Consider the following 25207-nt stretch of genomic DNA (forward strand, 5'->3'; position numbering starts at 1 on the left):
ACAAAATGTTGCTCCTCAAGAGAAGGGGTGATATTTTCAATTGATAAACTCAATACAATAATTATCACGGATGATAGGAGTTAGCGCATGACGGATGCAGTAGCGCTACAGGTTAAGTCACTTAAAAAAAGCTTTGGGCAGCATCAAGTGCTCAAAGGCATTTCACTCGATGCCCACCGCGGCGACGTCATCTCGATTATCGGGTCTTCCGGGTCTGGTAAAAGTACCTTTTTGCGCTGTATTAACTTACTCGAAACCCCTACTGGCGGTGAAATTTGGGTCAATGGTGAATTGATCAAAATGAAAAATAACCGTGCAGGCGATCCGGTGCCCGTCAGCGATAAACAAGTACAGCGCATTCGCTCTCGTCTGGCGATGGTGTTTCAGGGGTTCAATCTATGGTCGCACATGACGGTGCTGCAAAATGTGATTGAAGCGCCAGTGCATGTGCTCGGCGTGCCCAAAGCAAAAGCGATTGAAGATGCTGAAGCCTTTCTCCATCGGGTTGGCTTATACGAGCGCCGTGACTACTATCCCGGCCACTTGTCAGGCGGCCAGCAGCAGCGTGCTGCCATTGCACGGGCGCTTGCCGTCGAGCCAGAAGTACTCTTGTTTGATGAGCCAACCTCCGCGCTTGACCCTGAGTTAGTGGGGGAAGTGTTGGGCGTGATGCGTTCACTGGCCGAGGAAGGGCGCACCATGCTGGTGGTAACCCATGAAATGAGTTTTGCGCGTGATGTCTCTAATCATGTGATGTTCTTGCATCAAGGATTAGTGGAAGAGCAGGGCAACCCGAAAGAACTGTTTGATGCACCTGACTCTGAGCGTCTGCAGCAATTTATATCGTCAATATACTGATTAATTAAATAGAATTATCAATAGCATAACCATGCAATAGGGCCTTTGCCCACACAACATCGTTAAACGACAGGAGAAAGGAAGATGAAAAAATGGCTAGTTGCCGCCGCCGTGATGGCCGCAGTTGGGTCAACCTCCGTTGCAGCCAAGGATTGGAAGGTCGTACGTTTTGGTATTGAAGGCGCCTACCCTCCTTTTAGCTGGACCACAAACGAAGGTGATCTCAAAGGTTTTGATGTCGATATGGCCAATGCGCTGTGTGAGGAAATGCAGGCCAAGTGTAAGATCGTCGCGCAAGATTGGGATGGGATCATTCCGTCACTGCTGGCGCGTAAATACGATGCCATTATCGCGGCGATGTCGATCACAGAAGAGCGTAAAAGAAAGGTAGATTTTACCAATAAATACGCGTTAATCCCGAACAAGTTTGTGGCCGAAAAGGGCACGGATCTCACCTTCACCAAAGAAGGACTCGACGGGGTGAAAATTGGTGTACAGCGTGCAACCACACACGACAAATATCTTACCGACAACTATGGCGACGCGGTTGATATCGTCCGTTACGGTACGTTTGATGAGGCCTATCTTGATCTAAAAGCGGGTCGTATTGAATCTATTTTGGGTGATGCTTCCGCTTTGCAGCAAGGGCTTCTCGATAAAGAGGGTGGCGATGAATTTGAATTTATCGGTCCTTCTTTGACTGACCCTGAGTGGTTTGGCGAGGGCTTTGGGATTGCGACACGCAAACAAGACAAAGCGCTGACTGAGAAACTTAATCAAGCAATTGATTCATTACGTGAAAAAGGCGTGTATGACGAGATTGCTGCCAAATACTTCGACTACGACGTTTACGGCGAGTAAAAGGCAGGCGGGCAGCATGAAAGTGCTGCCCGAATCATATGATTGATTTGAAAGGTTACGAGTGGTCCCTGCTTGAAGGCGCATGGGTGACCCTTCAGGTTGCGCTATTATCACTGGGCTTGGCCATGTTACTCGGGATGCTCGGGGCGCTTGCCAAATTATCTAAATTGGGTTGGTTGCGTGGCATTGCGACCGTTTATACCACGGTGATTCGTGGGATCCCTGATTTGGTACTGATGATGCTGATTTTTTACGGCGGTCAAATGCTGCTCAATAACAGCTTATATGGCATGAATGAATGGCTCAATGAGTACATGGCAGGACAAAATCCCGATCATGACTGGACTGCCTATTTACCCGACTATATCGACGTTAGCCCGTTTATCGCCGGGATCCTAACCATTGGTTTTATTTTTGGTGCTTACATGGCTGAAACCTTTCGGGGGGCCATCATGGCGGTCGACGCCGGCGAGATGGAAGCTGCGCGCGCCTATGGTATGAGCAGTAGTTTGGCGTTTCGCCGCATCTTGTTGCCACAAATGATCCGCCATGCGCTGCCAGGATTTGGTAACAACTGGTTGGTACTGTTAAAAACCACCGCGCTGGTGTCCATTATTGGCTTGGATGACATGGTACGTAAAGGCGCGTTGGCAGCCGGCTCGACCCAAATGCCATTTACGTTTTACTTTACCGTCGCGCTTATTTTCTTGCTCTTTACCAGCATCTCGACCACCGGGCTGCGTTGGATGGAGCGTCGCTTTAGTATTCATACGCGGTAGGTGACTATGGATTTTTCACTTGTACTCGAAACATGGCCGATTTATCTCGATGGCCTTTGGACGACCGTATGGCTGGTGGCTTCCGCGTTAGTGATTGGTTTGCTGGTGGCCGTGCCTGTCGCCGTGGCGCGCAATGCACAGTTTCCCCTTTGGCGTTATCCGGCGTGGGCGTTTATTTACTTTTTTCGGGGGACGCCGCTACTGATCCAACTGTATTTGATTTACTACGGCCTAAGCCAAGTGGTAAACGTTGAAGATTCGTTGTGGCAACATGCATGGTTTTGTGCGTTGGTTGCGTTCGTCCTCAACACCGCAGCGTATACCGCTGAAATTATTCGTGGTGCCATCAATGGCTTGCCCAAAGGAGAAGTGGAAGCGGCGATTGCCTATGGCATGAGCCCGTATAAAGCCTTTTCGCGGATCATTCTGCCCAGCGCGATGCGCCGTGCTTTACCGGCATACAGTAACGAAGTGGTATTTATGCTTCACGGCTCGGCCGTCGCCGGCATTATTACCATTGTTGATCTCACCGGGGCGGCTCGGATTGTAAATTCGCGTTATTATGCGCCCTTTGAATCTTTTTTGACCGCGGGTGTGTTCTATATGGCGCTGACATTTAGCATCCTATGGATGTTCCGCTTAGCAGAGCGTCGCTTTTTACGTCATATGCGGCCATTAAGTTAGCGCTCACTACCGATTCGTCGCTATAAGCAAAGACTTATCGCTATAAACGAAAAACGCCGCAGCATGGCCGTGCTGCGGCGTAATAATATTAAGCGGCGTCTTAAGCGATATTGTTAAGCGCGCTTGCGCGGCCAATTCGAGGGCTTATTTAAAGGTGGCCCAAATTGGCGCGTGATCGGAGGGTTTTTCAATGCCGCGCAGCTCGTAATCAATCCCCGCATCAATACAGCGGCTGGCAAGATCTTGGGTGGCTAACACCACATCAATGCGTAAGCCACGGTTATCATCAAAACCGCGCGAACGGTAGTCAAACCACGAGAACTGATCATTCACCGCTGGATGTAGGGTGCGGAAGGTATCCACGAAGCCCCAATTCATCAACGTCTCTAACCACTCACGCTCTTCAGGTAAGAAAGAGCACTTACCGGTGCGTAGCCAGCGCTTGGCATTGTGATCGCCAATACCAATATCGTCGTCTTTAGGGCTGATGTTGATATCGCCCATAACCACCAGGTGTTCGCTGGGATCACGACCCTCTAAATAGGTCATCAAATCTTGGTAGAATTTACGTTTGGCAGGAAATTTGGTTTCGTGGCTACGGTTTTCCCCTTGGGGAAAGTAACCATTGAGAACGGTGACAGGTTGGCCATTTTCGCCTTCAAACGTGGCCATAATCATACGGCGTTGGGCGTCTTCATCATCGGTTGGAAACCCTTTTTGTACGCTGATTGGCGACTTTTTGCATAGCATCGCCACACCATAGTGCGCTTTTTGGCCATGAAAGTGTACTTCATAGCCCATGGCTTCGACATCGGCGAGTGGAAAGGCATCATCGTGCACCTTGGTTTCTTGCAACCCGATCACGTCAGGCTGGTGTTTTTCAATTAAGGCTTGCAGTTGATGTAAACGCGCTCGAATACCGTTGATATTAAAGGAGATGATTTTCACGTGTGAGGCTGCCTTTGTTGTCTTATTGATAGTAAGACACTTTACCAGCTTCGTTCAATGAACGGAAAGGCGGCCTCAATACAATGCTCGGCGTATGGTGACGAGGATGTGTGGTACGTAATGGGGGGGAGATTAGCTTGCGATCGAAAAGGCGCCTAAGCACTCACCTTGACTAAAAATCGCGCCTTCTTGGGTGCAGGGGTCAAAACGCAGGGTAGGTTGAGACAAAACAGGAAGACGATGAAGCAAATGCTTGAGGATAATATCCCCGTTAAACTGATGAATCACGACCTGCCAGTTGGCAAGGTTGGGAAGAGCAAAATTAACTATCAATGGCGTTCCTTACTGATTTAAATGTGGTTGATGGTGTTTGTGGTTGTGTTTGCGCACGGCGCAAATAATACCAGTGACGTAGTCTGCCGTTAGTGGCGGCCATATTTTATCTCCATGAGTTAAATGATTATTGCTCTGCCCTCAGTGGTTATCCATCATGGGCCGAATGAATGCGTCGGCCTCTTTAGGGTGAGCGATCAGCATTAATACAGTGATCCCCACGAATGAGAGATAGCAAAAGGGCGTTTAACGGGTTATCAATGTAGGAAAAAAGCGAAAGTGGAATACTGCAGAGAGTCTATGCGGGAAATAGCGTGGTCTGTCTCGACTTTGACTTGATGTCTTATGATGCTCCGTATCTAGAGCTTTAGCTACACTACAGCATTTTTTTACGATGTAAAGGGTTTTAACCAATAATTCTTTGGTATTGGCGACCACCAACGCGGCACATCAGCACCGCGTTAATGATTCTAGCGCTCGCTTATCCTATCGCCAGCTTTGTTTCGGCATAGCGTAGCTTTTGTCGGCGACAATGAAGTCTTGCCGACGCTGCCAACCCGTTACGCCGAAAAATGCCCAAGTCAGTGCAGATTGCGCTTACGATACCAAGGCCGCTATCAAGTACTCGAGAAAAAAGACATCAAACCAACCATACTACCGCGAAGCAATGCGGGTTACTGGAAGGATTGTCATCATCTAGTCACCGTGTACAACAGAGTGCTTATCATGGTTTTGAAAAAAACTGGAACTATCTCTAATCGCTACTAACATAAGTATTAATACCGTTATGATATTTCGTAATAATTATTTTTGTTACCCACGCAACATTATGAGGGCTCACGATGAGTATCATTTACAATGTAAGGATTTCTATTAGGCTCTGGTCAATTGTTGTGATTGCCCTCATTGGTGTAATTGTGATGTCTTTTTTTACGATATCGACGCTCAAAGCTGATCTTATTCATGGTGAAATGAAGAAGCTCGATGCGGTTAATGATGTTGCTATTGAGTATATAGAAAGTGCACATGAAAAATACGAGTCTGGGGGTATAACAGAAAGAGAAGCAATGCTCCTCGCGATGAAGAAAGTAGAAGAAATAAAGTATGAGGGGAGTGAATATATTTTCATATACGATAGGGAAGGGACTATGATTATGGACCCTTCATTACCTAAAGAGGATAGATTTAAAGCTAATTTTTATGATTTTACAGATGCTGAAGGAACACCTCTTTTTCAGCATATGATTGAAAGAACAAAAGAAAATAAACGCGCTACCGTTAATTATGTTTGGGAGTTACCGGATAGTACAATACAGGCCCCAAAAATGTCTCGCGTGATAAGGTTTGAAGAGTGGGGATGGATTGTTGGTACTGGTGTGTATATGAACCATGTTGCCGAAGCGGTGAATCTTATTATTTGGGAAGTAGTCATCGCTGTGGGGGCGTTATCCCTTCCTATACTTTTTCTGTTCTTAGTTATTATCAATAGTGTGGTTTCACCTTTGAAATCCACTATTTATGCGATGGAGAATATTGCTGATGGAGATGGTGACTTAACCCGTAGGTTGGATGTGAATGGTTCCGATGAACTAGCGCAACTTGCCAAGTGTTTTAATCGCTTTTCAGAACAAATGCGCGGTCTTATAGAAAAAGTAAGTGGTTCTTCTTCGAGTATGAACAAAACTGTCTTACAGCTCAATACTATTATGAAAGATACAGAGGAAGGAGTGTTGCGGCAACAAGAAGAAACAGAGCAAGTTGCCACAGCAATGAATCAAATGACAACGACAGCGCAAGAAGTCACAGCGAATGCATTTGATGCCTCCACATCTGCACGTGAAGCCGAAAATCAAGTTGTTCACTCTAAAGACACGCTGAACAAGGCGATCATTGTCATAGGAGGACTGTCTGAACAGGTGACTGAAGGTGTCTCTGTTATCGAAGAGTTAGGCACTGAGTCGGAAAAAATAGGCTCAGTTTTAGATGTAATACGAAGTATTGCCGAGCAAACTAACTTGTTGGCCTTGAATGCAGCGATCGAAGCGGCCCGAGCTGCCGATGCTGGCCGAGGATTTGCTGTGGTTGCTGATGAAGTTCGCACCCTAGCAGGTAGAACTCAGAAAAGCACGGAAGAGATACAGTCAATGGTCGAGAGTTTTCAACAGAAGACGTCGAAATCAGTGGCTGTTATTAACTCTATAAAAGAAAAAAGCGAGGCAACAGTCAGTGAGGCACGTTTGGTCGATGAGTCTTTGATCAGCATTGAAAACGCCGTCAATGTTATCAACCAAATGAATGCCCAAATAGCTAGCGCAGCTGAGGAGCAAAAAAGCGTTTCTGAAACAATTAATCAAAATATCTCGCATATCACTGAAGTTACTGAACGTACAGGGCAAGGAACTAAGAAAGCCAATGAAGAAACTAAAAATCTGACTGAGTTAGCAGAGAACCTAAACAGTCTGGTTAAAAAATATAAATACAGTTGATTTGGGGGAGTAAATACTTTTATCAGCTATAAGGTCTCACCCTCTCTTCTAGTATGAGTATTAGCATATGAAAAATTACTATTTTTTTGCTTTTATTTTCTCTTGTTCTGTCAGTGCCTCTGAATCCTCAATTAATGATCTTTCTGAGAGTTTGTTTAAATTCAGCACATTAAGCAAAGAAGAGAGAGTTAAGGAGTTGCTTTGGTTTCAAAAGGCAGCGATTCCTTATAAGGGAAAAACCATCAGAGTTGTGTCAGAAGACCTTCCAACACACAGGTATGAATCCAGAATCTTAACTAAAGCGTTTGAGGAGTTGACCGGCATAAGAGTAATACATGAAGTAACAGGAGAACATGATGTCGTTAAGAAAATAGATGCACAAATCAACTATGAATATCATATCTATGATGCTTATATCGCTGATAGTGATTTAATTGGTCTTTTTTCCCGTTCAAATCAAGTTATACCAGTAAGTCATTTAATTAGAAATCCTGATGTTCTCTTTCCATACATGGATATCGATGATTTTATGGCAATTTCTTTTGTGACCGCTAATGATGGAGAAATATATCAACTCCCAGACCAGCAGTTTGCTAACCTCTACTGGTTCAGATATGACTGGTTTAATGATGAAGAGATGAAGAAAAGATTTTACTCCCTTTTTGGATATGAATTGGGTGTGCCATTAAACTGGACAGCTTACCGAGATATAGCAGACTTTTTTACTAACCATATAAGAGAGATTAATGGAAAAAAAGTTTATGGCCATATGGATTATGGAAAAAATCATCCATCATTAGGTTGGCGTTTTTCCGATGCATGGTTGTCCATGGCGGGAATGGGAGATCCAGGACTTCCAAATGGTATACCAGTTGACGAGTGGGGGATAAGAGTCGAAAAGTGCTCTCCTGTCGGTGCATCTGTTGAGCGTGGTGGAGCGATCAATGGCCCCGCAGCGAAATATGCTTTGACTACGTATAAAGATTGGCTTTTAAATTTCGCTCCAACTGAAGCAAAAGATATGGCATTTTCACAAGCAGGTTCAGTGCCTGCGCAAGGAAATATAGCCCAGCAAATTTTTTGGTACACGACATTTACACCTGAAATGATCAAGCCCAACACTCCTGTAACTGATGCTAATGGTATACCGAGGTGGAGAATGGCGCCTTCTCCTGTTGGTGTGTATTGGGAAGATGGGATGAAAAAGGGTTATCAAGATACTGGAGCGTGGACATTTCTACGTAGTGCTCCCATAGAGAATACAAATGCAGCGTGGCTGTATGCTCAATTTGTGACGTCGAAAACAGTTACCATGAATAAGTTCCTAGAGGGATTAACGCTTATTCGGTTTTCCGATGTGACGAGTGATTTTATTCAAAAAAACTCACATAGATATGGCGGACTCATAGAATTTTATTTAGGAAAAGAATCGATGAAATGGACTCCTACGGGGACCAATGTTCCAGATTATACAAAAATGTCCGATATATGGTGGAAGAGTTTAGGAGGGGTTATTCATCGAGGCGAAAGCGTTGGTTCTGCACTGGACAATATGGCTGAGAAAATGGATGCCACACTAGAAGATGTTTCATATTTAAATAAAATAAGTTATTGTTCTCCTCGTTTAAACGATAAAAAAGAAAAGGGTTATTGGCTCAATAGACATGGTTCTCCAAAAGCGAAAATAAAGCAAGAGTGGCCGGAAGGTAAAACAGCATCATACGAAGAAGTACTCAAATTATGGCGGTAAAAAACTATGAAGACATGTCTTTGTTTGTTGTTAATCATTTCGTCCTGGCCTGCTTTCTCGAATGAAAAGGTTACTATTTTTATTCAAGAGTATCAGCCATATATTTCAATTAATAATAAGGAGTTGTCTGGGGTGTCGGTTGATTTGCTTAAGTCTTTGTTTGATAGGGCTGGAATAGAATATGCATTAAAATCAAGGCCATTTAAACGCGCGTATGAGACAGTGTTGGGGAATGCTCATGAGAGTGAAGGGGAACAATGTTTGTTTCCGATGCAGGCCACACAAGAGAATGCAGCTGATTTTAAATGGATCGGGCCGGTAATGGTAACGGAGTCAGGTTTCTTTGCCAAGGATACAGTAATAAGACATATTTCAGAATTGAAAGGTAAAACTATAGGTAGTTATATAGGTAGCGTTGACGGTGAAAGTCTTGAACGTTTAGGTTTTTCCGTGGAGTATACTAGGAACACACTTCTAAACGCACTAAAAGTTGATGCGGATAGAATGGTCGCACTTGTTGAAGATATTAAAGTAGCAGAGCACATACTTAACAAGAATAAGATTGAGGATGTGGAATTGGTCTACCCTTATAAAAAGTATTTGAATTATTTGGCATGCGGTTCTACTTTGTCTGAAGAAAAGTATAAAAAATTAGAGAGTTCGTTAAGTTATCTTTATGAAGATGGAAGTATAAAGAGCTTGATAAAAATGTTGTGAATATACCGTTTACGTATTATTAAATTGTTCAATCACATCTATTATACCCGTGATCATTGAAGATGCTTAATTTTACATAAAACAGGATTATGGCTCTCACCTATAAAAGTGACTTTAACCGAAAAGCAGAAGCGCGAATCTCCCAGAGATCGCAGGAGAGTTTTTGACGTTTCGTAGCAACGATAACGTTCAGGTTTTCAATCATGTATCTTCAAGTTAATTGGGCATATTCATGTTGAATAACCAAAACGTCCAAATGGCTACACGTTACAGAGGCCGGTCCAATTCCCTAGTCTTCAATTAGTCTATTTATTGACATATGGAATTCCATATATATGATATTCCATATGTATGCAAAGTAGACTATAGCGATGTGTGACACCCTAACGTTTTACAAAGCCGTATCTGAGCCCACTCGGCTGACCTCTTTACTGCTGCTGTCTGAGCATGGTGAGCTTTGTGTGTGCGATTTAATGACGGCGCTGGCGTTGAGTCAGCCTAAAATTTCACGGCATTTGGCGGAGCTACGCAAGCATCAGTTAGTCGTCGGAGAGCGTCGTGGTAAGTGGGTCTATTACCAATTACACCCAACCTTACCTGAGTGGATGCGCGATGTTTTGCGCACCACAGCCATCAATAACCCCTCGCTTCTGAGCTCTGTCACGCCTGTAATGCAGGGCAATACGGCTTGTGGACATCATCAATAGGTAGCGTGTCCCATCAGCAACACGAGTGATTCAACGTCAGCAATAACCAAGGATTTGTCTTATGTCTCAATCTGAAACCTGTGCACCGTCGGCCGCGCAAAAAATGGGATGGCTCGATCGGTATTTAACCGTGTGGATTTTTCTCGCCATGGCCATTGGGGTGAGTGTGGGGTGGCTTTTTCCCGACGTTGCGACCATCAGTGAACGCTTATCGGTCGGGAGCACCAATGTACCGCTGGCGATTGGCTTGATTTTAATGATGTACCCGCCACTGGCAAAGGTAAATTATCGTTTACTAGGCTCGGTCACGCGCGATAAAAAAGCCATTACGCTGTCGCTGATCATGAACTGGGTGGTGGGTCCTATTCTGATGTTCACACTGGCGGTGCTGTTTTTGCGTGATGAGCCAGGGTATATGGCGGGAGTGATATTAATTGGCCTTGCACGCTGTATTGCCATGGTCTTGGTGTGGAACGACATCAGTGGTGGCAATAAAGAGTATGGCGCGGCCCTAGTGGCCCTGAATAGCTTATTTCAGATCCTGACCTACAGTGTGATGGCATGGCTATTTATCACCGTTTTACCTCCTATGCTGGGGTTACAAAGCTATGTGGTGGATGTGACCATGGGGGACATCGCGCAAAGTGTGCTGATTTATCTGGGTATCCCTTTTTTGGCGGGCTATCTATCACGTACCGTGCTGGTCGCTAAAAAAGGTGAACAATGGTACGAAGACGTCTTTTTGCCACGTATTTCCCCGATAACGTTAATCGCTTTGTTGGCGACCATTGTGTTGATGTTTAGCCTAAAAGGGGAGGCGATTATTGCGTTGCCGCTTGACGTGTTACGTATCGCCGTACCCCTGGTAACTTACTTTGTGCTGATGTTCTTTATTAGCTTCTTTGTGGGTAAAAAACTGGGGATCCCCTATGACCGCAACGCATCAATAGCGTTTACCTCATCCGGTAATAACTTTGAACTGGCGATTGCGGTGGCGATTGCGGTATTCGGCATTCACTCTGATCAAGCCTTTGCAGGAGTGATTGGGCCGCTGGTGGAAGTGCCGGTGTTGATTGCCTTGGTGAATGTAGCGCTAAGAATGAAACGGCGCTATACGATTTAATATGAAGTTTTTATGAATACTGACTGATAAGGGTTGTGTGCATGTTGGAAGGTAATAATATGCGCATATCCATATGTGCATTTAATAAAGCGTCATGAGAGAGCCTATGTTGCCTCACCAGTTTTTCAAATTGTTGGCCGATGAAACGCGCGTGCGGTGTTTGCTATTAATTGCTCGTGAAGGGCAGTTATGTGTGTGCGAGCTCACCGAAGCGCTGGATACCTCACAGCCTAAGATCTCACGCCACTTGGCACAACTGCGGGCCAGTGGTGTGTTGGTTGATACGCGCCAAGGGCAATGGGTGTTTTATCGCTTAGCCGCTGATTTACCGGGCTGGATGCGCAAACAAATTCAGGGTTTAGTTGATTCCAACTGCCTAAAAGACACTTATCAAGAAGATATCACGCGGCTTGCCAAGATGGCGTCTCGCCCTACCTGCTGTGTGTAAAGGAGAAAGCAATGACAATTAAAGTCGGGATCAATGGGTTTGGCCGTATCGGTCGCTTAGCACTGCGGGCAGCATTTGATTGGCCAGAGCTCGAGTTTGTGCATATTAACGATGTGGCGGGAGATACTGAAACGCTGGCGCATTTGCTGGAGTTTGATTCGGTACAAGGGCGTTGGCATCACGCGGTGAGTGCAGAAGGCAACCGCGTGCAGATTAACGGCAAGACACTGACGACAAGCCAAGAAAAAGCGATTGATGCAGTCGATTGGTCAGGCTGTGATGTGGTGATTGAGGCAACCGGAAAACACCGTGACGCGGATTTGCTGCAACAATATATGGACCAAGGCGTGAAGCGCGTAGTGGTGTCTGCACCGGTCAAAGATGAGCGTGTGGCGAATATCGTAGTGGGCGTCAATGACGCGATATTTGAACCGAGGAAACATCGAATCGTGACTGCGGCGTCGTGTACCACGAACTGCTTGGCTCCGATTGTGAAAGTGATCCATGAAAAACTAGGAATTGCGCAGTCAACCTTCACCACCATTCATGATTTAACCAATACCCAAACGATTTTAGACGCGCCGCACAAAGACTTACGTCGCGCCCGTGCGTGTGGCATGAGCTTGATCCCGACCACCACAGGATCAGCAACGGCCATTGTGGAAATTTTCCCGGATCTAAAAGGCAAGATTAATGGCCATGCAGTGCGTGTCCCGCTCGCCAATGCGTCACTGACGGATGTGATTTTTGATGTGGAAACCGATACCACCGCCGACGAGGTGAATGCACTGTTGCAAGAGGCCGCGGACGGCGAGCTTAAAGGCATTCTTGGCTTTGAGGCGCGTCCTTTAGTCTCGATTGATTATCGTGGCGATCAGCGCTCTACCATTGTCGATGGGCTGTCCACTATGGTGGTGGGTAAGCGTATGGTCAAAATCTATGCGTGGTATGACAACGAAATGGGGTATGCCACGCGCACCGCTGAGTTGGTGCGCAACGTCGGTCTTGTCGATCAGTAAGTGATGCTTGTTAACGGTGGCGGTGTATACAGTGCACCGCCTTTATTTACCGCTTTTATTAAACCTAAATAGACGGCCATCATGTTTGCTCAATTAAGCCAATCTGTGCGCCAGTACATGCTGGTTACCTTTAACTATTGGAACTTCACCATCACCGACGGCGCACTGCGCATGTTGGTGGTGCTGTACTTTTATGACTTAGGCTACGGCACCTTAGAAATTGCCTCGCTGTTTTTGTTTTACGAATTCTTTGGGGTAGTGACCAATCTTGTCGGCGGCTGGTTAGGGGCTCGATTAGGGCTTAACCGCACCATGAATATTGGCCTAGGCATGCAAATTGTGGCGCTTACTATGCTGGCGGTACCCGCGGCGTGGCTCACCATCCCTTGGGTAATGGCGGCACAAGCGCTATCTGGGATTGCGAAAGATCTCAATAAGATGAGTGCGAAAAGTGCGATCAAAACCCTGGTGCCCGATAATGCACAGGGTGCGCTGTTTAAGTGGATTGCGATCTTGACGGGCTCTAAGAACGCGCTCAAAGGGGCAGGCTTTTTTGTCGGTGGCGCACTGTTGTCTTTCATTGGCTTTCAATACGCGGTGGCAGCCATGGCCGGTGTGCTGACTGTGGTCTTTATTGGCAGTGTGGTGTCACTAAAAGCGGATTTAGGTAAAGCCAAAAGTAAGCCTAAGTTTTCAGAAATATTTTCCAAGTCGCGCAGCGTCAATATCCTCTCAGCGGCACGCATGTTTCTCTTTGGTGCGCGAGACGTGTGGTTTGTCGTCGCCTTACCGATTTATTTAGGCAACACATTCGGTTGGAGCCATAGTATGGTCGGTGGCTTTCTTGCGCTGTGGGTGATTGCCTATGGTGTGGTGCAAGGGATTGCCCCAAAAATTACTGGGCGTCAAGCAGGGCACTCACCGGGTGGTAAAGCGGCGCTGGGGTGGGCGCTTGGGCTTAGTGTGGTGACCGGCGTCATTGCTTACGCAATTGGCGAGCAATGGCACCCACAAGCGGTCATCATTGTCGGATTAATGCTGTTTGGCGTTATCTTTGCGGTTAACTCGTCGCTGCATTCTTACTTGATTGTGAGCTATGCCAAAGGCGATGGCGTGTCGTTGGACGTGGGCTTTTACTATATGGCCAACGCGATGGGGCGATTAATTGGCACGGTGTTGTCGGGCTGGGTTTTCCAAGTATGGGGGTTAGCAGCCTGTTTGTGGGTCTCGTTCGTCTTCTTGTTCATTACGACGGTGATTTCGCTGTGGCTACCTAGATCGCACGTCTCGGTGGCTCAAGCCTAAACAATAAGGGCAAGAGAATACACTTGCCCTTGTTCCAAACTATATTTACTCATTGATCATGTTGCTGATCTTCTTTTGCAGTTCTTTATCTTCACGCGCTTGACGAAAGACATTGTTATATTCTTCAATGGATAGGCCTGTTGCCTCAATGGCTTGCGCCATTTCTTTCTGCGTCTCCGCCATTAGTGCTTTAGCTTGCTCTTCATCACCGATGCTCTCGAGCTTACTTTGATAGTCTTTAGATATTGAAACAACCTGTTCAGCCGCTTCAGCGTAGCTGCTCACCACTTGGTCAGTCAGCTGATCTGCTGACATTTCGGTTGTCTCATTGGCAGCGAAACTTGGCAGACTGGCTGCAACAACAAACGCAAAAGATAGGGTCGCTAATAAACGTTTCATCAATTTTCTCCTTTTATTCATCGCTATTCACAGTAGAAGACATGGTGAGTGAAGGTCAAACGCGAAAAAGGCGATTAAGAAAGTTCTAACAAAATCATGACATTCTCAATGTCGGAGCCATTGCTCAGCTTTTTCGAATAACTCCAACAATCGGGTCTGCCGACATTTCTATTGTTGCTTCATATACTGCACACAGAAAGAAAGGAGGACCTATGGGAAAACTGATTGACGGTATTTGGCACGATGTGTGGTATGACACCAAAGCATCAGGCGGGCGCTTTGTTCGTGAAGATGCTGGATTCCGACATTGGATAACCGCGAGCGGTGAAGCCGGCCCAAGCGGGGATGCTGGCTTTAAAGCAGCGTCTGATCGTTATCATCTCTATGTATCTCTCGCTTGCCCGTGGGCACATCGCACCTTGATTATGCGTCATTTGAAAGGGCTTGAGCCCCACATTGATGTCACTGTCGTTGCGCCCGAAATGTTGGAGCATGGCTGGACATTCTCAGAGCCAGAGCCCTTATATGGCTTTGACTACGCGCACCAGTTGTATACCAAAGCCAAGCCTGACTATACCGGCCGGGTCACTGTGCCGATTTTGTGGGATAAGCAAACCCAGACTATTGTCAGTAATGAATCGGCCGATATCATTCGGATGTTTAACTCGGCCTTTAATGCCATTACGGGGAATGATGACGATTACTACCCAGAAAACCTGCGTGCAGCGGTAGATCAGTGGAATGAATTTGTTTATCCGAACGTGAATAACGGCGTGTATAAATGTGGCTTTGCCACCGAACAAGCGGCTTATGAAGACGCTTTTGATAAGCTATTCAGTGCGTTGACGGTGTTGGACGATCATCTGAGTCGCAACCGCTATCTGGCTGGGAATCAGATCACAGAAGCAGACTGGCGATTATTTACCACTTTAATCCGCTTTGATCCTGTGTACGTGGGTCACTTTAAATGTAACAAACAACGTATCGCCGACTACTGCAATTTGTTCTGCTATATGAAAGAGTTATTTCAAGTGCCAGGCGTGGCAGGAACGGTCGATATGCACCATATCAAAAACCATTACTACTACAGCCACGGCAACATTAATCCGACGCGCATTGTGCCTAAAGGGCCAGAGCAAGATTTGTGGTCGCCGCATGGGCGGGCGGCCTTGACTGGATAACGAATAGAATGTGTTGTTTCGCACAACGAACAAGGGCCAGCAAATGCTGGCCCTTTAAAAATGGTGGTGGAGGAAGGATTCGAACCTTCGAAGGCTGAGCCGTCAGATTTACAGTCTGATCCCTTTGACCGCTCGGGAACTCCACCACGGAGTCTTGCTTTATAAAATGGTGGTGGAGGAAGGATTCGAACCTTCGAAGGCTGAGCCGTCAGATTTACAGTCTGATCCCTTTGACCGCTCGGGAACTCCACCACGGAGTCTTGCTTTGTAAAATTGGTGGTGGAGGAAGGATTCGAACCTTCGAAGGCTGAGCCGTCAGATTTACAGTCTGATCCCTTTGACCGCTCGGGAACTCCACCACGCGATTGAGGCGAATCTTACCAAACCGATTGGAGCTGTAAAGGGTTTTCTTAATCTCAGAATGCGGTTGGTGTTTTTTTCAACGTCTTGCGTCCAAAATCAGCGATAAGCGTTGTTTTTATCGCTTTTTGAAACCTGCCTGAGTTTTCACAGTCTGAATGCTATGTAGCTAAATCTCGAATTTGGATGTAATAACGATAAAAAACAACGTCTTTACAATTCTTTAAGGACAAAAAAAAGTAGATCAGTACACTGGTGCTATTCAAATAATAAGGTGTCATGCAATGAAAAAATGGATGCTATTGGGCGTCGCTGTGTTGGCGGGGATCGCGTACTGGCAGTTTGGTGACTCGGCGCCATCGACCGACGGGACATCTGCGCCACCACCAGGCGCTCGCTCTGTGGATGTGATGACCGCGCCGGTAGAAACCCAGTCTGTTTCACCGTCTCTGTCGTTAGTGGGAAACGTCAAAGCTCATCAACAGATCAGTATTGAATCGGAAGTGTCGGCACGGATTGAAACCGTCCATGTGCAGCCGGGGGAAACGGTTGAAAAGGGCGCACCTTTGGTGACATTTAACCGTGCTAAAGCCCAAGCGGCTGTGTTGGAAGCGTCGGCCTATCTGAATGATGAAATGCGTAAACTTAAAGAATACAACAAGCTGGCGCAGCGCGGAGCATTGACGCAAACCGAGTTGGAAGCACAACAAGCCAGCGTCAACATTGCCAAAGCCCGTTTGCAGTCGGCGCAATCTGATTTAGATGATCATCGCCTAACCGCGCCATTTTCCGGGCGTATCGGTTTGTTTGATCTTAGCGTCGGTCAGCGTGTGGACATCGGTGAAACCTTGTTCAGTCTCGATAATCTGTCGCGTATGAATCTGGATATTCAAGTCCCAGAGCAGTATTTCAGCCGCTTATATCCTGATATGCCGGTGGTAGTGACCTCCCAAGCTTGGCCGGACAAAACGTTCAATGGTGAGATTCGGGTCGTGGACTCTCGTATCAATCAAGACGCGTTATCTGTTGGTGTCCGGGTTGCGTTGGATAACCCTGAAAGCCAACTGCAACCTGGTATGCTGATGGAAGCAAAATTGGCCTTACCACAACAGCAAGCGGTGATTGTCCCGGTGCAAGCGCTGCAGTATTCCGGCACCCGTCGCTATGTGTTTCGTGTTGATGATGAAGGTATCGCCCATCGTACCGAAATTACCCTCGGTGCACGCATTGATAACCAAGTGGTAGTGAGTAAAGGACTTGAACCGGGGCAAAACATCGTCATACAAGGCTTGGTGAACATGCGCGATGGCGCACAAGTATCAGTGTTAAATGCAGAAGCGCCTAAACATCAAGCTGATGATCAAAGCCGTGTCGATGAGACCGCATCTGAGACGGAGGCCAGCTAATGTGGTTATCTGATGTGTCGGTGAAGCGGCCGGTGATGGCGGTGGTTTTGAGTTTACTGCTATGTGTGTTTGGTGCTGTGTCTTTTTCGACGCTCTCTGTGCGTGAGATGCCGGATATTGATAGCCCTGTGGTGAGTATTTACACCGGATATTCGGGCGCGTCGGCAAGCATTATGGAAAGCCAAGTCACACAGTTGATTGAAGATGAGCTGTCCGGGATCAGCGGTATTGATGAAATTACGTCAGTCAGTCGTAATGGCTCATCGCGTATCACGGTGGAATTTAATCTCGATCATCCACTGACTGAAGGCGTGAGTGATGTGCGCGATGCGGTGGCGCGTGCGCAAGGTGGACTGCCCGATGATGCCAATGATCCGATTGTGTATAAAGATAACGGCACCGGTGAGGCCGCGATATACATTAATCTCGCCTCATCGGAAATGGATCGCAACCAGCTCACCGAATACGCCCAGCGCACCCTGGAAGATAGGTTCAGTTTGATCTCCGGCGTAAGCTCGGTCGATTTATACGGTGCGCTGTATAAAGTGATGTATGTAAAACTGGATCCGACGCAGATGGCAGGACATGGCGTCACGACCCAAGATATTCTCGATGCATTGCGGGAGGAAAACCTAGAAAGCCCGGGCGGGGAAATCCGCAATGACGTGATGACCATGCCGGTGCGTAGCGATCGTTTGTATCGTGATGCGGAAGATTTTAAACAGCTGGTGATACGAACCACAGCCGATGGCACCGCGATTTATTTGTCGGACGTGGCGGACGTGGCGATTGGTTCACGCAATGAAGATGCGACCTATAAAAACAATGGTATCAACAACCTGAGTTTGGCCTTGATCCCACAATCCGATGCCAATCCACTTGATATCTCTGATCGTGCCCATAAGCTCGTGGATGATATGCAGGCGTTTCTCCCTGAAGGCACGCGTCTGTGGGTCGATTATGACACCACCATATTTATCGAGCGATCGATAGAGGAAGTGTACAGCACGCTCTTTATTACTGGTGCGTTGGTGGTGTTGGTATTGTATATCTTTATCGGCCAAGCGCGTGCGACACTGATTCCCGCGGTGACCGTGCCTGTGTCATTGATTTCGGCCTTTATCGTAGCCTCAGCATTGGGGTTCTCGATTAATCTTCTCACCTTAATGGCGCTGATCTTAGCGATTGGGTTAGTGGTGGATGATGCCATCGTGGTGGTCGAAAATATCTTCCATCATTTACAGCAAGGCGATAAACCCTTGGTGGCCGCGTACCGCGGGGCGCGAGAAGTTGGTTTTGCGGTGATTGCGACCACGGCGGTGCTGGTGATGGTGTTCTTACCCATTACCTATATGGACGGCATGATAGGCAAGCTATTCACAGAATTTGCGGTGATGCTGGCCGTGACCGTGTTGTGTTCATCCTTGATTGCCCTGACGCTGACGCCCGTGCTGGGCAGTAAGTTACTGCGCTTAAATGTTTCATCCAGTCCGGTCAACCGCATTGTGACACGTGGGTTTGAGCGGCTTGAAAGCTATTATCGGCGCGCTTTAGTGCAGGTGCTGCGCTGGCGTTGGATGGCCCCAGTAGTAATCCTACTTTGCCTTGGTGGCAGTGGGGCGTTAATGCAATCTTTACCGTCTCAGTTGGTGCCGCAAGAAGACCGTGGTGTACTGTTAGCCTTTGTGAAAGGCGCTGAAGGGACGGCTTATAACCGCATGGTGGGCAACATTGAGCAAATTGAACAGCGCTTAATGCCACTGGTGGAAGCGGGCACCTTGAGTTCGGTGAGCTTGCAGACGCCCGCGTTTGGTGGTCGTGCCGGCGATCAAACCGGCTTTGTGATCATGCTTTTACCGGATTGGGATGAGCGCGACCGTTCAGCACAAGCCATTCTCGGAGAAGTGCGTCAGGTACTGAATGGCGTGCCAGATGTGCAAGTGTTCCCGTTTGCGCCCGGCTTTGGCGGTCGAAGCTCTGAGCCGGTGCAATTTGTACTCAGCGGCCCAGACTACCCTGAGTTGCATCGCTGGGCTGAGACCTTAGGTGAAATGAGTCGTGAAGCGGGCATGATTGATAGCCCGGACTATGACTACAGCCAAAATACGCCTGAGCTAGTCGTCAAAGTAGACCGCCGTCGTGCGTCTGAACTTGGCATTTCGGTACGGGACGTCTCCGACACCTTGGAAGTCATGTTAGGTGGTCGCGCGCAGACCAGCTATGTGGATCGCGGTGAAGAATATGATGTGTATGTCCGTGGCGATGAAAATGCGTTTAGCAGCAAGAGCGATCTGAGTCGTATCTATATGCGCAGTCGTAGTGGTCAATTGGTCTCGCTGGATGCGGTAACCACGGTGGAAGAAACCGCCTCTGCGCAGCGTCTAAGCCATACCAACAAGCAAAAATCGATCACCTTATCGGCGCACTTAGGTGAGGATGTGACGCTCGGCCAAGCACTCGATTATCTCGACTCCGCGGCGGCCGAGACGCTGCCAGCTGATATCTCGGTGGGCTACTCGGGCGAGTCGAAAGATTTTCGGGACAACCAAACCAGTGTGCTGGTGGTGTTTGGTTTAGCCCTCTTGGTATCGTACTTGGTGTTAGCGGCGCAATTTGAAAGCTTTATCAACCCCTTGGTAGTGATGTTGACGGTGCCCATGGGGATGCTAGGTGGCTTTTTAGGTTTGTGGCTGACCAACCAAGGGATCAATATCTATAGCCAAATTGGTTTGATCATGCTGATTGGGATGGTGACGAAAAACGGTATCTTAATCGTGGAGTTTGCCAACCAATTGCGTGATCGTGGTATTGCATTTGAAAAAGCGATTATCGATGCGTCAGTCCGTCGCTTGCGACCGATTTTGATGACGGCGTTTACCACCTTGGCAGGGATGATCCCGCTGATCCTGTCAACCGGGGCGGGGGCAGAGAGTCGTATCGCGGTTGGGACGGTGATCTTCACCGGCATGGCCTTTGCGACCTTTGTCACCTTGCTGGTGATCCCAGCGATGTATCGCTTGCTCTCGGTACATACCCATTCGCCTGAGTATGTGGCGCAGCAATTAGATAAAGCGTTGGCAGTGGAAACCGTGCATCGGACCAGTCATGGTGAGTTTGATACTAATCCGCATGATGAGCCGCGTAAATAGCCGCTGTTGTATGCTCGATACAAAAACCGCCTCGCGATGAGGCGGTTTTTTATTTCTTGTTGCTACCAAGGATGCGCGCTGTTACGCGTTTTCGGCTTGTTTGCGTTGCAGTGCGGCTTGTACGTCCGTTTGATTGGCGAGGTAGTCATCTAAGCCACGCTGACGCAAGTGGCAGGCTGGACATTCACCACAGCCAGTGCCTTTAATCCCGTTATAACAGGTTAGGGTGTGGTCGCGCACAAAATCGAGGGCGTGATACTGGTCGGCCAGTGCCCAGGTCTCGGCTTTATTCAGCCACATCAGCGGCGTCACTAATGCGAGTTGTCTATCCATGCCTTGCTCAAGGGCTTGCTGCATCGATTGAATAAAATCGTTGCGACAATCTGGGTAGCCAGAAAAGTCGGTTTCGCAGACACCGGTGATCACTGCCTCAGCGCCAATTTGATAGGCGTAGATGCCGGCCAAAGTCAAAAACAAGATATTCCGTCCCGGCACAAAAGAATTGGGCAGGCCGTTTTCGTTCAGCGCGTTAGAAACGGGAATGTTGTCGCGTGTGAGCGAGCTAATCGCTAATTCGTTGAGCAAGCCAACATCTAATACCTTGTGCGCACTGACTTTGCGGTTTGCAGCAATCTCACGGGCAACGTCAATTTCTTGCTTGTGACGCTGGTTATAGTCGAAAGTGAGGCAATGCACTTCGTCGTACTCTGCCTGCGCTTGAATCAAACAGGTGGTTGAGTCCTGTCCTCCGCTAAATACCACAACGGCTTTTTTCATCGGTTTGTCCTCTGGCGGTGCTACTTACCCAGTGTTACACAGAGCACGGATGGTACCCCTGTGTGGTATCGACAGCAAGCCAGACGCGATGATGTAATCCGTTAGTTAGTACGCAATTTGTCCCCTCTTTGTTTGCTAAACTACGCCTTGATAATTGATTTATAAAGGACATTCACAAGTCATGGACGGACTTGAACCGAAAACTATCCCCTGCCTGTGCCGCACGCCTATCTCGGGTATTTTTGTCAGAGTGTGTCACCCTGAGCACATCGACGCTGCCTTGACGCGAGAAAGCAAAGACAGACCGAACGGTCGGTATAATCGTCAGGGTGAAAGTGCGCTGTATTTGACCGAGAGTGCAGAAAGTGCGCGTGTGGCCATGCAAAAGTACGCCAGCCAGATCATAACGCCACGCGTGCTCGTGCGGTATCAGGTTGACCCCTGTGAGCTGGTGGATTTGCGTCATCCTGAACTCCAGCAATACAAAACCTTATCCAGCGTTGATTGGCAAGCCACCTTAGCAAAAGGCGAATCACCATCTAGTTGGTTGGTGGCCGATACGCTGAGAAGTGGTAATGAAATTGTCTTAATTGACCCGTCGCGAAAAGATCCCAGCACTTGGCATATCACCTTGTTTCGCTGGAACGCCCCAGGCGCGCCGTCTGTGACCAGAGTGGGCGAGCCTGAAGAGATTTGTCTATCAAATTAGATTAAGATTAGTTGTTATATGTACGTAAGTGAATGTTGATTATTCATTGCAATGAAAGATACGTAGTTGTCTCATCACCTATAACCAATAATGCTCATGTTTAGATAAAGAATACTCCTATAGGCATTTATAAACATTCTTTTTTTGTGACTCAGTTCTCTTCTTTTTAGTTTCAAAAAATTTTAACCTTAAACTATTTAACATAGTGGTTATTCAGATGATAAAAATAATACCTATCCTCATCATGTCTCTGATGGTTTCTGCATGCCAGTCAACTAATGTCAATATTAATGAAGATCTTGATGGTATCTTTAGAGATATAGCAACATACAACGTGGACTTGGGATCTTCAGCACTCGTTTTAGCTTCTGGTGATTATTTAGATTCATATGAAGAAAAAGGTGGAGTGGAAAAGTATCGTGTATTTGTCTTTAAAGATAAACGCTCTTACATAAATAAAGTAATGAGTGGGTATTGTGAGTCCCATGATGGTGTGATACATAAATATGATAGTCGTCGTATCGGAAGAGACAATATTAATAAGCATGTCTGTGAACTGAAGGAAAACAGAGATATCGCGATTTTTTCTTATTATTTTGATTATGAAGACTTGGTGAAAAAAGACTGGCCAAGCTGGGTTCTCACTTTTTTTAAACCAGTAGGAAATAATCAGTTATCACAGAGTGTTTTCCCCAGCTTTTCTAACAGGAAAGAGGCAGGCAAAGAGTACGAGTTGTGGAAGAAAGAAAGAGAGCAGAAAAGGAAAGAGCGTTTAGAAGAGAAGAAAAGAAGAAAGGAAGAAAAGCTTAAAAAATTGAAAGTGAGAAGCTTAGATACTCGAGAGAAGGTTCTGACTAAGGGAACAAAAATATGCTTTGTTTCCATAGAAGATAAAGTGGTGGGCTATACTGAGGATGCTACTGAGGAAAAAATAAAAGTGATGATAAACTCAGAGTATATTTGGGATTGGCCGGATAACTGGTACGCATGTGACCGTTATTGAGAATGCCTTTTTGGAAAAGAGCCTCCAGAATAAGTAGGCTCTTTTTATTAGTAGCTACATCACAGAAACTAGAGTTTAAAAGTTATTCTTTCGCGGCAAAGGCTTTTAACCCTTCGAGCGTTTCAGCTGGGATGGGGCAGCTTTTACCGGTTTTAAAATCGCAATAGACAATCAAAGCCTCGCCTTCGGCCACACAGCGTTCTTGATTGTGACTGTAGATTTCATACTTCATCGCATAGCGCTTTTCTTGAATATCTTCCACCCAAGCCACGGTGGTGATGGTATCTGGATACACCAAAGGGGCGCGATAATCGCAGCGGGTCGAGCCGACCACCGGGCCAACATGCAGTCGTTTAGCTAGCTCGAACACTTCCAGTTTTTCAAGCATCACCACGCGCACATCTTCAAAATAGCGAAAGTACACGGTGTTATTGATGTGTTGCAGGGCGTCCATGTCGTTCCAAACAATCGCCTGCGTATGAGAGAGTGGGTAGTTTTCTACTGGGATATTTGCCACAAGACAATCCTCCTTTATTGTGTGCCTTGATTGCACACCAAGCACAATGACAAGACAAGCTGGGCAAGTGTAAATACGGAGCTTGGTCTAACAATTGCGTAACAGAATGAATAAAGTGACAAAGTAGGGAGCAAAGCGTGTGGCTATAATCGACTAATGTGGCAGCAGCCAGATTCTGGTATGATACGCCCCCTTTTTGGCCGTGCTTGGGCGCGGCTTTGTTTACTTTTGCTGTGGATACGACTTTGACTGATACCGCTTTTTCCTCGCTCGCGTTACCTGCTGATTTACTCGATAACTTAGCGACGCTGGGTTACACCGAAATGACACCGATTCAGGCGCAGAGCTTGCCGTCTGTGCTCGATGGTAAAGACATTATTGCTCAAGCAAAGACAGGTTCAGGGAAAACAGCGGCGTTTAGCCTTGGCGTGTTAGCCAAACTGAACGTGAAGCGCTTTCGCGTGCAATCCTTGGTGCTGTGTCCAACCCGTGAGTTGGCCGAGCAAGTCGCTGAGGAGATGCGCAAGTTGGCGCGTGGCCGCCATAATGTCAAAGTACTGACGCTGTGTGGCGGGGTATCGATTGGCCCGCAAATTGGCTCACTGGAGCATGGTGCACACATTATTGTCGGCACTCCAGGGCGTGTCGACGATCATTTACGCAAGGGTACATTGCGCCTCGATGATGTTGAAACCTTGGTGTTGGATGAAGCCGATCAGATGCTGGATATGGGCTTCCAAGATACCTTGGATGCTATCATTGCGCGTGTTCCCGCTCATCGCCAAACCTTATTATTCAGCGCCACCTTCCCGCGCTCGATCAATGCGATTGCCCAGCGAGTGCTGAGCCACCCTGTCTCCGTTAAAGTGGATGAGGTGAAAACGCAAAGTACAATCTCGCAGCACGTCTATAAAGTTGATGACAACACGCAGCGTTACCAAGCGTTAAAGCTACTGTTATTACACTTTCAGCCGCAAAGTTGTGTGGTGTTCTGTACGACTAAAGTCCAAACACAACAAGTGTGCGACAACTTAGAAGATGATGGTTTTAGCGCCGTTGCCTTGCATGGTGATATTGAACAGCGTGGCCGTGAGCGCACCTTGGTAAAATTTGCCAACAAAAGTGCCTCGGTGCTGGTGGCCACTGATGTCGCCGCGCGAGGCTTAGACATTGATGACATGGATATGGTGATCAACTATCAACTCGCCCACGATCCGCAAACTCACGTGCACCGCGTCGGCCGTACCGGTCGCGCTGGCAAAAAAGGGGTGGCGTGTTCGCTGTATAACGATGCTGAGCACTATAAGCTGGCGATGATTGGAGATCAGTATGACCGCGATTTTCTCCCCGAAGCCCTGCCGCCGCAGCATTTGCTCGACACTACGCCTTATCAGCCTGAGATGGCAACTTTGATGATTGACTCAGGTAAAAAACAAAAAGTACGCGCGGGTGATATTTTGGGCGCGCTGACCGGTCAAGCGGGCATTGACGGTAAGCAAGTGGGCAAAATCAATGTGCTAGATAATGTGGCGTTTATTGCAGTGTCACAATCTTGCGTTAAAGCCGCGTTGCGTAAGCTCAATGAAGGTAAAGTTAAAGGCCGCACTATTCGTGCCCGCCGGGTTTGATCTTTACCGTAAGCTATAAAAGCAGTGCCTAGGTCCTAGGATCCTAGGACCTAGGCACTT

23 protein-coding genes, 3 tRNA genes and 1 pseudogene are annotated in these 25207 nt (G+C 47.2%); 19 read left to right on the forward strand and 8 right to left on the reverse strand.

Annotated features, from left to right (window positions below; genetic code table 11):
* Positions 1-87: 87 nt before the first annotated feature.
* The 4 genes from BZG76_RS02955 (at position 88) to BZG76_RS02970 (ending at position 3182) form a co-directional block, all read left to right on the forward strand.
* A complete protein-coding gene (locus BZG76_RS02955; protein WP_077460107.1) occupies positions 88-858 on the forward strand; it encodes an ABC transporter ATP-binding protein in 771 nt (256 codons plus the stop codon).
* Positions 859-942: 84 nt separating this feature from the next.
* Complete coding sequence (locus tag BZG76_RS02960; RefSeq protein WP_021024003.1) at positions 943-1719, forward strand: ABC transporter substrate-binding protein; 777 nt, start codon at positions 943-945, stop codon at positions 1717-1719.
* 38 nt (positions 1720-1757) lie between these two features.
* The gene (locus tag BZG76_RS02965; protein ID WP_077460108.1) at positions 1758-2498 is read left to right on the forward strand and encodes an ABC transporter permease; all 741 of its coding nucleotides are present in this window, start codon (positions 1758-1760) and stop codon (positions 2496-2498) included.
* Between the two features lie 6 nt (positions 2499-2504).
* Positions 2505-3182 (forward strand): ABC transporter permease, encoded by a 678-nt coding sequence (locus BZG76_RS02970; protein ID WP_021024004.1) that lies wholly within the window; start codon positions 2505-2507, stop codon positions 3180-3182.
* Between the two features lie 144 nt (positions 3183-3326).
* Here the strand turns inward: BZG76_RS02970 and xthA are convergent, their stop codons facing one another.
* Positions 3327-4130 (reverse strand): exodeoxyribonuclease III, encoded by an 804-nt coding sequence (gene xthA / locus BZG76_RS02975; protein WP_077460109.1) that lies wholly within the window; start codon positions 4128-4130, stop codon positions 3327-3329.
* 132 nt (positions 4131-4262) lie between these two features.
* Positions 4263-4463, reverse strand: a complete 201-nt coding sequence (locus BZG76_RS02980; RefSeq protein ID WP_077460110.1) for a hypothetical protein — start codon at positions 4461-4463, stop codon at positions 4263-4265.
* A gap of 510 nt (positions 4464-4973) precedes the next feature.
* On the opposite strand from BZG76_RS02980, the pseudogene BZG76_RS15480 reads away from it, so the two are divergent.
* From BZG76_RS15480 to arsJ, 9 genes and pseudogenes are all read left to right on the forward strand, one after another.
* A pseudogene (locus tag BZG76_RS15480) lies at positions 4974-5156 on the forward strand (transposase); the annotation flags it as partial.
* A gap of 149 nt (positions 5157-5305) precedes the next feature.
* A complete protein-coding gene (locus BZG76_RS02985) occupies positions 5306-6949 on the forward strand; it encodes a methyl-accepting chemotaxis protein (RefSeq protein ID WP_077460111.1) in 1644 nt (547 codons plus the stop codon).
* Between the two features lie 67 nt (positions 6950-7016).
* A complete protein-coding gene (locus tag BZG76_RS02990; RefSeq protein ID WP_077460112.1) occupies positions 7017-8699 on the forward strand; it encodes an ABC transporter substrate-binding protein in 1683 nt (560 codons plus the stop codon).
* Between the two features lie 6 nt (positions 8700-8705).
* Positions 8706-9416 (forward strand): substrate-binding periplasmic protein, encoded by a 711-nt coding sequence (locus BZG76_RS02995; protein ID WP_077460113.1) that lies wholly within the window; start codon positions 8706-8708, stop codon positions 9414-9416.
* A gap of 371 nt (positions 9417-9787) precedes the next feature.
* Positions 9788-10123, forward strand: a complete 336-nt coding sequence (locus BZG76_RS03000) for a metalloregulator ArsR/SmtB family transcription factor (protein ID WP_077460114.1) — start codon at positions 9788-9790, stop codon at positions 10121-10123.
* A gap of 61 nt (positions 10124-10184) precedes the next feature.
* A complete protein-coding gene (gene arsB / locus BZG76_RS03005) occupies positions 10185-11246 on the forward strand; it encodes an ACR3 family arsenite efflux transporter (RefSeq protein ID WP_021024014.1) in 1062 nt (353 codons plus the stop codon).
* A 106-nt stretch (positions 11247-11352) separates the two neighbouring features.
* Complete coding sequence (locus BZG76_RS03010; RefSeq protein WP_021024015.1) at positions 11353-11694, forward strand: metalloregulator ArsR/SmtB family transcription factor; 342 nt, start codon at positions 11353-11355, stop codon at positions 11692-11694.
* Positions 11695-11705: 11 nt separating this feature from the next.
* Entirely contained in the window at positions 11706-12713 is a 1008-nt protein-coding gene (locus tag BZG76_RS03015; RefSeq protein WP_077460115.1) for an ArsJ-associated glyceraldehyde-3-phosphate dehydrogenase, read from the forward strand.
* A gap of 81 nt (positions 12714-12794) precedes the next feature.
* Positions 12795-14018 carry an organoarsenical effux MFS transporter ArsJ gene (gene arsJ, locus BZG76_RS03020; RefSeq protein ID WP_077460116.1) on the forward strand — a complete coding sequence of 408 codons (1224 nt, stop codon included), beginning with the start codon at positions 12795-12797 and terminating at the stop codon, positions 14016-14018.
* Between the two features lie 45 nt (positions 14019-14063).
* Here the strand turns inward: arsJ and BZG76_RS03025 are convergent, their stop codons facing one another.
* The gene (locus tag BZG76_RS03025; RefSeq protein WP_158009946.1) at positions 14064-14417 is read right to left on the reverse strand and encodes a DUF4168 domain-containing protein; all 354 of its coding nucleotides are present in this window, start codon (positions 14415-14417) and stop codon (positions 14064-14066) included.
* Positions 14418-14629: 212 nt separating this feature from the next.
* On the opposite strand from BZG76_RS03025, the gene BZG76_RS03030 reads away from it, so the two are divergent.
* Entirely contained in the window at positions 14630-15598 is a 969-nt protein-coding gene (locus BZG76_RS03030; protein ID WP_077460118.1) for a glutathione S-transferase family protein, read from the forward strand.
* A gap of 61 nt (positions 15599-15659) precedes the next feature.
* Here BZG76_RS03030 and BZG76_RS03035 read toward each other — a convergent pair.
* From BZG76_RS03035 to BZG76_RS03045, 3 genes are all read right to left on the reverse strand, one after another.
* Positions 15660-15744, reverse strand: a tRNA-Tyr gene (locus tag BZG76_RS03035).
* Between the two features lie 21 nt (positions 15745-15765).
* Positions 15766-15850 (reverse strand) — tRNA-Tyr (locus BZG76_RS03040).
* Positions 15851-15872: 22 nt separating this feature from the next.
* Positions 15873-15957: transfer RNA gene (locus tag BZG76_RS03045), tRNA-Tyr, on the reverse strand.
* A 285-nt stretch (positions 15958-16242) separates the two neighbouring features.
* Here BZG76_RS03045 and BZG76_RS03050 point away from each other — a divergent pair.
* Together BZG76_RS03050 and BZG76_RS03055 are read left to right on the forward strand one after the other, a co-directional pair.
* Positions 16243-17364, forward strand: coding sequence for an efflux RND transporter periplasmic adaptor subunit (locus BZG76_RS03050; RefSeq protein ID WP_077460119.1), 1122 nt, complete (start codon positions 16243-16245; stop codon positions 17362-17364).
* Positions 17364-20513 carry a multidrug efflux RND transporter permease subunit gene (locus tag BZG76_RS03055; RefSeq protein ID WP_077460120.1) on the forward strand — a complete coding sequence of 1050 codons (3150 nt, stop codon included), beginning with the start codon at positions 17364-17366 and terminating at the stop codon, positions 20511-20513. Before BZG76_RS03050 ends, BZG76_RS03055 begins: the two co-directional genes overlap by 1 nt.
* 81 nt (positions 20514-20594) lie before the next feature.
* On the opposite strand, the gene queC is transcribed toward BZG76_RS03055, so the two are convergent.
* On the reverse strand, positions 20595-21290 hold the full coding sequence (gene queC, locus BZG76_RS03060) for a 7-cyano-7-deazaguanine synthase QueC (RefSeq protein WP_021024560.1): 696 nt from the start codon (positions 21288-21290) through the stop codon (positions 20595-20597).
* Positions 21291-21471: 181 nt separating this feature from the next.
* On the opposite strand from queC, the gene BZG76_RS03065 reads away from it, so the two are divergent.
* Entirely contained in the window at positions 21472-21999 is a 528-nt protein-coding gene (locus BZG76_RS03065; protein WP_077460121.1) for an RES family NAD+ phosphorylase, read from the forward strand.
* Positions 22000-22216: 217 nt separating this feature from the next.
* Positions 22217-23002, forward strand: coding sequence for a hypothetical protein (locus BZG76_RS03070; RefSeq protein ID WP_077460122.1), 786 nt, complete (start codon positions 22217-22219; stop codon positions 23000-23002).
* A gap of 82 nt (positions 23003-23084) precedes the next feature.
* Here BZG76_RS03070 and BZG76_RS03075 read toward each other — a convergent pair whose 3' ends face one another.
* Entirely contained in the window at positions 23085-23519 is a 435-nt protein-coding gene (locus BZG76_RS03075; protein ID WP_241824035.1) for an acyl-CoA thioesterase, read from the reverse strand.
* Positions 23520-23764: 245 nt separating this feature from the next.
* Between BZG76_RS03075 and dbpA the strand changes: the two genes are divergently transcribed.
* Positions 23765-25147, forward strand: a complete 1383-nt coding sequence (dbpA, locus tag BZG76_RS03080; protein ID WP_077460239.1) for an ATP-dependent RNA helicase DbpA — start codon at positions 23765-23767, stop codon at positions 25145-25147.
* Positions 25148-25207 lie beyond the last annotated feature (60 nt).

This window comes from Salinivibrio sp. AR647 (assembly GCF_001995415.1).
Lineage (GTDB): Bacteria > Pseudomonadota > Gammaproteobacteria > Enterobacterales > Vibrionaceae > Salinivibrio > Salinivibrio costicola.

Coding starts and splice junctions, on each gene's coding strand:
- BZG76_RS02955 (WP_077460107.1), top strand. CDS start 88: ATGACGGATGCAGTAGCGCTACAGGTTAAGTCACTTAAAAAAAGCTTT.
- BZG76_RS02960 (WP_021024003.1), top strand. CDS start 943: ATGAAAAAATGGCTAGTTGCCGCCGCCGTGATGGCCGCAGTTGGGTCA.
- BZG76_RS02965 (WP_077460108.1), top strand. CDS start 1,758: ATGATTGATTTGAAAGGTTACGAGTGGTCCCTGCTTGAAGGCGCATGG.
- BZG76_RS02970 (WP_021024004.1), top strand. CDS start 2,505: ATGGATTTTTCACTTGTACTCGAAACATGGCCGATTTATCTCGATGGC.
- BZG76_RS02985 (WP_077460111.1), top strand. CDS start 5,306: ATGAGTATCATTTACAATGTAAGGATTTCTATTAGGCTCTGGTCAATT.
- BZG76_RS02990 (WP_077460112.1), top strand. CDS start 7,017: ATGAAAAATTACTATTTTTTTGCTTTTATTTTCTCTTGTTCTGTCAGT.
- BZG76_RS02995 (WP_077460113.1), top strand. CDS start 8,706: ATGAAGACATGTCTTTGTTTGTTGTTAATCATTTCGTCCTGGCCTGCT.
- BZG76_RS03000 (WP_077460114.1), top strand. CDS start 9,788: ATGTGTGACACCCTAACGTTTTACAAAGCCGTATCTGAGCCCACTCGG.
- arsB (WP_021024014.1), top strand. CDS start 10,185: ATGTCTCAATCTGAAACCTGTGCACCGTCGGCCGCGCAAAAAATGGGA.
- BZG76_RS03010 (WP_021024015.1), top strand. CDS start 11,353: ATGTTGCCTCACCAGTTTTTCAAATTGTTGGCCGATGAAACGCGCGTG.
- BZG76_RS03015 (WP_077460115.1), top strand. CDS start 11,706: ATGACAATTAAAGTCGGGATCAATGGGTTTGGCCGTATCGGTCGCTTA.
- arsJ (WP_077460116.1), top strand. CDS start 12,795: ATGTTTGCTCAATTAAGCCAATCTGTGCGCCAGTACATGCTGGTTACC.
- BZG76_RS03025 (WP_158009946.1), bottom strand. CDS start 14,417: ATGAAACGTTTATTAGCGACCCTATCTTTTGCGTTTGTTGTTGCAGCC.
- BZG76_RS03030 (WP_077460118.1), top strand. CDS start 14,630: ATGGGAAAACTGATTGACGGTATTTGGCACGATGTGTGGTATGACACC.
- BZG76_RS03050 (WP_077460119.1), top strand. CDS start 16,243: ATGAAAAAATGGATGCTATTGGGCGTCGCTGTGTTGGCGGGGATCGCG.
- BZG76_RS03055 (WP_077460120.1), top strand. CDS start 17,364: ATGTGGTTATCTGATGTGTCGGTGAAGCGGCCGGTGATGGCGGTGGTT.
- queC (WP_021024560.1), bottom strand. CDS start 21,290: ATGAAAAAAGCCGTTGTGGTATTTAGCGGAGGACAGGACTCAACCACC.
- BZG76_RS03065 (WP_077460121.1), top strand. CDS start 21,472: ATGGACGGACTTGAACCGAAAACTATCCCCTGCCTGTGCCGCACGCCT.
- BZG76_RS03070 (WP_077460122.1), top strand. CDS start 22,217: ATGATAAAAATAATACCTATCCTCATCATGTCTCTGATGGTTTCTGCA.